This is a genomic window from Yinghuangia sp. YIM S09857, assembly GCF_051388915.1.
GTDB lineage: Bacteria > Actinomycetota > Actinomycetes > Streptomycetales > Streptomycetaceae > Yinghuangia.
Genome location: NZ_JBPKBH010000005.1, coordinates 397704 through 403711, shown reverse-complemented (window position 1 = coordinate 403711; position 6008 = coordinate 397704). Strand labels below are relative to the sequence as shown.

Genomic DNA, 6008 nt, shown 5'->3' with positions numbered 1-6008 from the left:
CCCCCCCCCCCCCCCCCCCCCCACGCCGTTCCGCGGCACTTCACCCGCGCGTTCCCAACCCGCGCGTCCCGGACCCACACCTTGCCGACCCGCGCGTTATGAACCTGCGCCTTCCGACCCGCCCGTTGCGAACCCCCGTCTGCTTCGCCCGTCCCCCTCCTCACCTGCGCCTTCCGTCCTGCCCGTTGCGAACCCCCGTCTGCTCCGCCCGTCCCCTCCCCTCCTGGTGTCCCCCTTCGCACCCTTCCGCGCGCGTGGCCGTATTGTCGGCTGCGGGCAGGCAACAAACGCTGGCCGCAACCGTGCTGAGCAGTGCTGAGCCGCGCAGAGAAGGAGTAAACGTGGGCGAGTTCGTGAACCTTGAAGTGGCCGCCGGAATCGGGACGATCCGGCTGGCCAGGCCTCCGATGAACGCGCTGAACGTCCAGCTCCAGGAGGAGTTGCGGGCCGTCGCCCAGGAGGCGTCCGAACGGTCCGACGTGCGCGTCGTCGTGGTGTACGGCGGCGAGAAGGTCTTCGCTGCCGGAGCGGACATCAAGGAGATGGAGGCCATGGCGTACACCGACATGGTCGACCGCGGCGCCGCCCTCCAGTCCGCCTTCACCGCCGTCGCGCGCATCCCCAAGCCCGTCATCGCCGCGATCACCGGGTACGCCCTCGGCGGCGGCTGCGAACTCGCGCTCTGCGCCGATTTCCGCGTCTGCGCCGACAACGCGAAGCTCGGCCAGCCGGAGATCCTGCTCGGCATCATCCCGGGCGCCGGCGGCTCGCAGCGCCTCCCGCGCCTGATCGGCCCCGCGAAGGCCAAGGACCTGATCTACTCCGGCCGCTTCGTGGACGCCCAGGAGGCGCTGGACATCGGCCTCGTCGACCGCGTCGTCGCCCCCGCCGAGGTCTACGAGGCCGCGCTGGCCTGGGCCGCCCAGTTCGCCAACGGCCCCGCGTACGCGCTCCGCGCCGCCAAGGAGGCCATCGACCGCGGCCTCGAAACCGACCTCGACTCCGGCCTCGAAATCGAACGCATGCAGTTCACCGGCCTGTTCGCCACCGAGGACCGCGCCATCGGCATGAAGAGCTTCGTCGAAAGCGGCCCCGGCAAGGCCAAGTTCCTCGGCCGCTGACCGCCCCACGGCGCGAACCGGCCTTGGCCACCGTCATGTGCGCGGTGGTCAGGGCCGGTCGCGTTCACGCCCCGTCGCCGTAGAGTGCCCGGAGCCGTACGCCGATCTCGGCGGTGTCCGCGAGCGCTCCCGTGGTCACGGCCACGACGAACTCCTCCGCCCGATCCACGTCGACGGGCATCGCGGGTACGCCGTTGAGCGCGAGAAACACCCGCGCGGCAACCCAGGCGGTCCGCTTGTTGCCGTCCACGAGTGCGTGGTCACGCGCGACGGAATGGAGCAGCGAAGCGGCCTTCTCCCATAGTCCGGGGTACGCGTCCGCGCCGAACACCGAGGTGGCGGGCCGCGCACTGGCGCCTTCCACGAGTCCGCGGTCGCGCACCTGCGGCACGTCGCCGAACGCCTCATGGGCCACAAGCAGCAGTTCGTCGGCGGAGAGGAAATCGGTGGTGGTCATCGTGACTCCGAAAAGGCGGTGGGCACCGACGCACTAGGCGAGCCGGTCGAGGAGCTCCCGGTCTTGCGCGGAGATCTCGGCCGCAAGCCGACGCACGAGCTCCGCCCGCGCGACCTCCTCGGCGCCGGGTTCCTCCGCGACCCGATCACCCCGCAACCACACATCCCGCCCCGGCCGCCTCGTCTCCCCGTCCCGTTCCATGGTGGGAACGGTAACGCGCCCGACTCCGCCACCCCCACAACTTTTCCGCCGCCCGAGTCGATCGCCGCACCAACGGCCGATGGGCCCCTCGCCGGGGCGAGGGGCCCATCGAGAGGCGTGGCTCAGAGGTTGGGGTAGAGGGGGTGCTTCGCCGCGAGGGCGGCGGTCCGGGCGCGGAGCGCGTCGCGCTTGGTGGGGGTGAAGTCCGGCTTGAGGGCTTCGACGATGACGTCGGCCACCTCGCGGAAGTCGTCGTCGGTGAAGCCGCGGGTGGCGAGGGCCGGGGTGCCGATGCGGAGGCCGGAGGTCTTCATCGGGGGCAGCGGGTCGTTGGGGACCGCGTTGCGGTTGACGGTGATGCCGACCTCGTGGAGGCGGTCCTCGGCCTCGCGGCCGTTGAGGTGGTTGTCGACGAGGTCGACCAGGACGAGGTGCACGTCGGTGCCGCCGGAGAGGACCTTGATGCCGGCGTCGGCCGCGTCCTGGGCGAGGAGGCGTTCCGCGAGGAGCTTCGCGCCGGCGAGCGTACGGGCCTGGCGGTCCTTGAACTCGTCGCCGGCCGCGACCTTGAAGGCCACCGCCTTCGCCGCGATGACGTGTTCGAGGGGGCCGCCCTGGAGACCCGGGAAGACCGCCGAGTTGATCTTCTTGATCAGCTCCTCGGTGGCGAGGATCGCCCCGCCGCGCGGCCCGCCGAGGGTCTTGTGCGTCGTCGTGGTGACGATGTGCGCGTGCGGCACCGGGTTCGGGTGCAGGCCCGCCGCCACGAGGCCGGCGAAGTGCGCCATGTCGACCCAGAGGTACGCGCCGACCTCGTCCGCGATCCGCCGGAACGCGGCGAAGTCGAGCTGCCGCGGGTACGCCGACCAGCCCGCGACGATCATCTTCGGGCGGTGCTCCTTGGCCAGCCGCTCGACCTCGTTCATGTCGACCAGCCCGGCCGCGTCGACCTTGTAGGACACGACGTTGTACTGCTTGCCGGAGAAGTTGAGCTTCATGCCGTGCGTCAGGTGGCCGCCGTTGGCGAGGTCCAGGCCCAGCACGGTGTCGCCGGTCTGGAGCAGGCCGAAGTAGACGGCGGCGTTCGCCTGCGCGCCCGAGTGCGGCTGGACGTTCGCAGCCTCCGCGCCGAACAGCGCCTTGACGCGCTCGATGGCGAGGTTCTCGACCACGTCGACGTACTCGCAGCCGCCGTAGTAGCGGCGGCCCGGGTAGCCCTCGGCGTACTTGTTGGTCAGCACCGAGCCCTGGGCCTCCAGAACCGCGACCGGCGCGAAGTTCTCGGAGGCGATCATCTCCAGGGTCGACTGCTGGCGGTGCAGCTCGTCGGCGACGGCGGCGGCGACCTCAGGGTCCACCTCGGCCAGCGGACGGTCCAGGATCGTCACGGTGGGTCAGCTCCTCGATCGGGGCTCAGGCGCCGGTGAAGGCGTTGTACTCGGCTTCGGACATCAGGCCGCCGACCTCGGCGGCCGGGGTGTCGAGTTGCACCATGACGAGCCAGCCCTCGCCGTACGGGTCGGAGTTGACCAGGCTCGGGTCGTCCACGACCTCCGTGTTGACCTCGACGACCTCGCCGTCGGCGGGGGCGAAGATGTCGCTCACGGACTTCGTCGACTCGAGCTCGCCGCAGGGCTCGCCCGCGGTGACCCGCGTGCCGACGTCGGGGAGCTGGACGAAGACGACGTCACCGAGGGCGTCGGCGGCGTGCTTCGTGATGCCGACCACGGCCGGAATGCGGTCCGTCGTCAGCCACTCGTGGTCCTTGCTGTAGAGCAGGTTCTGGGGTGCGCTCACGGGTCCATTCTCCATTCATCGGAAGGGTCGCTGATCCGCAGGGGTTTTTGTCGGTCTTTGATGGTGTTTTGCACCGCGGGCAGCGCGGCGCCCGAGGCGTCTACCCCCGCTTGTAGAACGGCAGTGCCACGACGTCGACCGGTTCGGCCGTCCCGCGGATGTCCACCGCGAGCCGCGTGCCCGGCTCCGCGTGCCCGGGCGGGACGTACGCCATCGCGATCGGCGCGCCGAGCGTCGGCGACGGCGCGCCGGAGGTGATCTCGCCGATCGGCTCGTTCGTGGCCGGGTCGAGTACGGCGTACCCGGCGCGCGGCACGCGCCGCCCCGGCGACCGCAGGCCGACGAGCGTCGCCCGCGGCCCCTCCTTCTCGCGCGCCGCGAGCGCGTCGCGTCCGACGAAGTCCTCCGGCTTGTCGAGTCGCACGACGCGGCCGAGGTTCGCCTCGTACGGGGTCACCGCCGTCGTCAGCTCGTGCCCGTACAGCGGCATGCCCGCCTCCAGGCGCAGCGTGTCGCGGCAGGACAGGCCCGCCGGAATCATGCCGTGCGCGGTGCCGGCCTCGGCCAGCGACGTCCACAAGCGCTGCGCGTCGCCGGGCGCGCAGAACAGTTCGAAGCCGTCCTCACCCGTGTATCCGGTGCGGGCCACCAGGACGTCGACGCCGGCCACCACCGCGCGGTCCGCCGCGTAGTACTTGACCTGAGCGAGGTCGAGCCCGGCGAGCGGGGCCAGGATCGCGACGGCGTTCGGGCCCTGGACGGCGAGCAGCGCGTACTCCTCCGACCGGTCCGTCACGATCGCGTCGAACCCGGCGGCGCGCGCGAGGAGTTCGGCCGCCACGAGGGGCGCATTGGAGGCGTTCGCGACGACGAGGTACTCGGTCTCGCCGGTGCGGTACACGATGAGGTCGTCGAGGATGCCGCCTTCCGCGTCGCAGATCATCGTGTAGCGGGCGCGGTCGACGCCGATCTTCGAGATGAAGCCGACCAGCGCGTGGTCGAGCGCGCGGGCGGCTTCGGGCCCGGTCACCGCGATCTCTCCCATGTGGGTGAGGTCGAACAGCCCGGCGGCCTCGCGGACCGCGCGGTGTTCGGCGGTCTCGCTCCCGTAGCGCAGCGGCATGCGCCAGCCCGCGAAGTCGGTCATCGTCGCGCCGAGCGCGTCGTGGACGGCGTCGAGGGGAGTGCGCCGCTCCTGCGGACGGTCTTCGTGGGCGGCCTGGTTGGACGTCATCGGCTGGACTCCTCGCGGGTGTGGTGGTCCCGGGCGCCATGATTTCGTACCGGTTCGTCCGAAGTCGTGCGTACGCGCGGGCGCGGAGCGGACGGCTGCGGACAGCGGGGACACCGGCGGACGGCGTGGACGGCATGGACGGCGTGCACCGAGTGGGCGGCAGCGCGGTGCCGGTTCCCGCGCGCACACGCAACGGCGGCGTCGGGTGCGCGGCGGCGCACAAGTTGGAGCGGATGGTCCACGGGGGCTCCCTCGGCGGTGTGCGGCGCGCAACGTGTACGCCGCACCAGCGGGTGGGTCGCCTCCCCCTCTGTCATGGACCTGAGAGCTTCACGCGCGGTCGCGCCCCGCGGCGGCGGATGCGGACGACGGCGGCTTGCACCGTGGGTGAGCCCCGCCGAACGGCACGGGACTGCTTTCCAGAGTCGCCTCACCCGCGCGGTACGTGGGCCTGAGAGTTTCCGGGGAGGAATTGCTCCTTCGGCGCCCCGCCGCCCGGACGCCGCGGGGGCGTGGACGAAGGGGGCTCTCCCGCGTGGGGTCGAGGGCCGGTGTGAAGTTGTGCGCGCATGCTATCGGTACGGGGCGCCGGCGCGGGCCGGGCGTGTCGGAGGTTTGTCCAATGCGTCCGGGGACGTGTGCGTTGCTAGCGTGGGCGGCGTCCAACCACCGCACGTACAGGGAGGTTCGCCCATGGCGACCACGCGCACGGCCACGACCCACTGGAAGGGCGCGCTGATCGGCGGCGCCGGGACGGTGTCGCTCGACTCGTCCGGTGTCGGGACGTACGACGTCTCGTGGCCCTCGCGCGCGGAGGCGGCCAACGGCAAGACCAGCCCCGAGGAACTGATCGCCGCGGCGCACTCCTCCTGCTACTCGATGGCGCTGTCGCACGGGCTCGCGGGCGCCGGGACGCCGCCGGAGTCGGTCGACACCCAGGCGAACGTCACGTTCCAGCCGGGAGAGGGCATCACCGGGATCGCGCTCAAGGTGCAGGCGCGCGTGCCGGGCCTCTCGGAGGAGGACTTCCAGGCGGCCGCGCAGAACGCCAAGGAGAACTGCCCGGTCAGCAAGGCGCTCGCGGGTGCGCCGATCACGCTTGAGGCCGTACTGCTGCCGTAGCCGGCTTGTGGAGGCGCCGAGTTGCGGGTGCCGCACGGCGGCCGCGACCGGCGCCCGGGCCTGGGGGGGGGGGGGG

At 72.0% G+C, this 6008-nt stretch carries 7 protein-coding genes and 1 riboswitch; of the genes, 2 read left to right on the top strand and 5 right to left on the bottom strand.

Annotated features, from left to right (window positions below; genetic code table 11):
• Positions 1 to 341 precede the first annotated feature (341 nt).
• The gene (locus tag ACRX5S_RS13225) at positions 342 to 1121 is read left to right on the top strand and encodes an enoyl-CoA hydratase/isomerase family protein (protein ID WP_436773075.1); all 780 of its coding nucleotides are present in this window, start codon (positions 342 to 344) and stop codon (positions 1119 to 1121) included.
• A gap of 64 nt (positions 1122 to 1185) precedes the next feature.
• On the opposite strand, the gene ACRX5S_RS13220 is transcribed toward ACRX5S_RS13225, so the two are convergent.
• The 5 genes from ACRX5S_RS13220 to gcvT all read right to left on the bottom strand — a co-directional run bounded on the left by ACRX5S_RS13220 (position 1186) and on the right by gcvT (position 4810).
• Complete coding sequence (locus ACRX5S_RS13220; RefSeq protein ID WP_436773074.1) at positions 1186 to 1578, bottom strand: type II toxin-antitoxin system death-on-curing family toxin; 393 nt, start codon at positions 1576 to 1578, stop codon at positions 1186 to 1188.
• A gap of 33 nt (positions 1579 to 1611) precedes the next feature.
• Complete coding sequence (locus ACRX5S_RS13215) at positions 1612 to 1779, bottom strand: hypothetical protein (protein WP_436773073.1); 168 nt, start codon at positions 1777 to 1779, stop codon at positions 1612 to 1614.
• 122 nt (positions 1780 to 1901) lie between these two features.
• A complete protein-coding gene (gene glyA, locus ACRX5S_RS13210) occupies positions 1902 to 3167 on the bottom strand; it encodes a serine hydroxymethyltransferase (RefSeq protein WP_436773072.1) in 1266 nt (421 codons plus the stop codon).
• Between the two features lie 25 nt (positions 3168 to 3192).
• Positions 3193 to 3576, bottom strand: a complete 384-nt coding sequence (gcvH, locus tag ACRX5S_RS13205) for a glycine cleavage system protein GcvH (protein ID WP_436773071.1) — start codon at positions 3574 to 3576, stop codon at positions 3193 to 3195.
• A 100-nt stretch (positions 3577 to 3676) separates the two neighbouring features.
• Positions 3677 to 4810: a glycine cleavage system aminomethyltransferase GcvT gene (gcvT, locus tag ACRX5S_RS13200; protein WP_436773070.1), complete on the bottom strand. Its 1134-nt coding sequence runs from the start codon at positions 4808 to 4810 to the stop codon at positions 3677 to 3679.
• Positions 4811 to 5239: 429 nt separating this feature from the next.
• Positions 5240 to 5354, bottom strand: a riboswitch (glycine riboswitch).
• Between the two features lie 149 nt (positions 5355 to 5503).
• Here gcvT and ACRX5S_RS13195 point away from each other — a divergent pair.
• Complete coding sequence (locus ACRX5S_RS13195; protein WP_436773069.1) at positions 5504 to 5932, top strand: OsmC family protein; 429 nt, start codon at positions 5504 to 5506, stop codon at positions 5930 to 5932.
• Positions 5933 to 6008: the final 76 nt, after the last annotated feature.

What these genes read in the sequence shown, in the direction of transcription:
- ACRX5S_RS13220 (WP_436773074.1), bottom strand. Translation starts at nt 1,578, where the DNA reads ATGACCACCACCGATTTCCTCTCCGCCGACGAACTGCTGCTTGTGGCC.
- ACRX5S_RS13215 (WP_436773073.1), bottom strand. Translation starts at nt 1,779, where the DNA reads ATGGAACGGGACGGGGAGACGAGGCGGCCGGGGCGGGATGTGTGGTTG.
- gcvT (WP_436773070.1), bottom strand. Translation starts at nt 4,810, where the DNA reads ATGACGTCCAACCAGGCCGCCCACGAAGACCGTCCGCAGGAGCGGCGC.
- ACRX5S_RS13195 (WP_436773069.1), top strand. Translation starts at nt 5,504, where the DNA reads ATGGCGACCACGCGCACGGCCACGACCCACTGGAAGGGCGCGCTGATC.